We start from the raw sequence: 1,268 nt of genomic DNA on the forward strand, positions 1-1,268 counted from the left end.
TGGCCTGCCCCTATGGAGTGGTCCGGGTTTAATCTTAGTGCATGACGGGTCTTGGCGCTACGGTTGGGGTGGCCGGCGTAGCGGGTGCGGGTGGCGGAGCCGGCCACTGCACCGCGGGTGGTGCCGGGGGACGGTAGCCTAGCGATGAATGCGGGCGCTTGGTATTGTAGTGCTGGCGCCAAGACTCAATCACGATGCGGGCCTCGGCAAGGCTGTAGAAAATCTCGCCGTCCAGCAGTTCGTCACGGAGCTTCGAATTGAAGCTCTCGCAATAGCCGTTCTCCCATGGGCTGCCGGGCTCGATGAAGGCGGCCTTGGCGCCGACAGCGGTGATCCACGTCCGGACGGCGGTAGCGATGAACTCGGGGCCATTGTCGGACCTTATATGGCCGGGCACACCACGGAGGATGAACTGCTCCGAGAGGACGTCGATGACGTCGGTCGAGTTGAGCCTGCGGGCGATGCGGATGGACAGGCATTCGCGAGTGAACTCGTCGATCAGGTTGAGCATGCGGAATTTTCTCCCCTCATGTGTGCGGCTTTCGACGAAGTCGTAGGACCAGACATGATTGGGGCGCTCAGGCCGCAGGCGGATGCAGGACCCGCCATTGAGCCAGAGGCGTCCCTTCTTCGGTTGCTTCTGCGGGACTTTCAGCCCCTCCCGTCGCCAGATCCGCTCCACCCGCTTCGCGTTCACTTGCCAGCCCGCCTCGTGCAGCAGGGCCGTGATCCGGCGATAGCCGTAGCGGCCATACTGAATCGCGAGCTCCAAGATGTCGGCGGTCAGCGCCTCCTCGTCAGGTCGGCCCCGCGGCACCTTCCGCTGCGTCGAGCGATGCTGCCCCAGCACGCGGCAGGCGACCCGTTCGGACACGCCGAGCTTCTGGCGGACGTGATCGATGCAGGCCCGGCGGCGGGCGGGGCTCAGTAGTTTCCCGAAGCAGCCTCGCGCAGGATCAGCTTCTCGAGCGTCAGGTCCGACACGGCCTTCCGCAGCCGCTCGTTCTCCTTCTCCAGCTCCTTCAGCCGCTTCACCTGGTCGGTCTTCAGGCCGCCGAACTCCTTGCGCCAGCGGTAGTAGGTGAACTGCGTCACGCTGATCGACCGAACCGCCTCGGCCACCGATCGGCCTTGCGACACCAGAACGTCGACCTGCCGAAGCTTCGCTACGATCTCCTCCGGCTTGTGCTTCTTCTGTGCCATTTTCTCATCCTCCAATGGGCTCAAAAGCCTACCTCAGGGAGGACCACTTTTCAGGGGGCAGACCA

The 1,268-nt window shown here is 64.0% G+C and carries 1 protein-coding gene; it reads right to left on the reverse strand.

Annotated features, from left to right (window positions below; all coding sequences use genetic code 11):
- Positions 1 to 34: 34 nt before the first annotated feature.
- Positions 35 to 1,203 (reverse strand): IS3 family transposase gene (locus AC3A5Z_RS24135; protein WP_487521807.1). Its coding sequence is split into 2 segments (ribosomal slippage): positions 35 to 939 and positions 939 to 1,203, totalling 1,170 coding nucleotides; the frame shifts between segments, so codons are not numbered across the junction.
- Between the last annotated feature and the right edge of the window lie 65 nt (positions 1,204 to 1,268).

The sequence above is a fragment of the Cereibacter sp. Soil_C_27 genome (assembly GCF_057657095.1).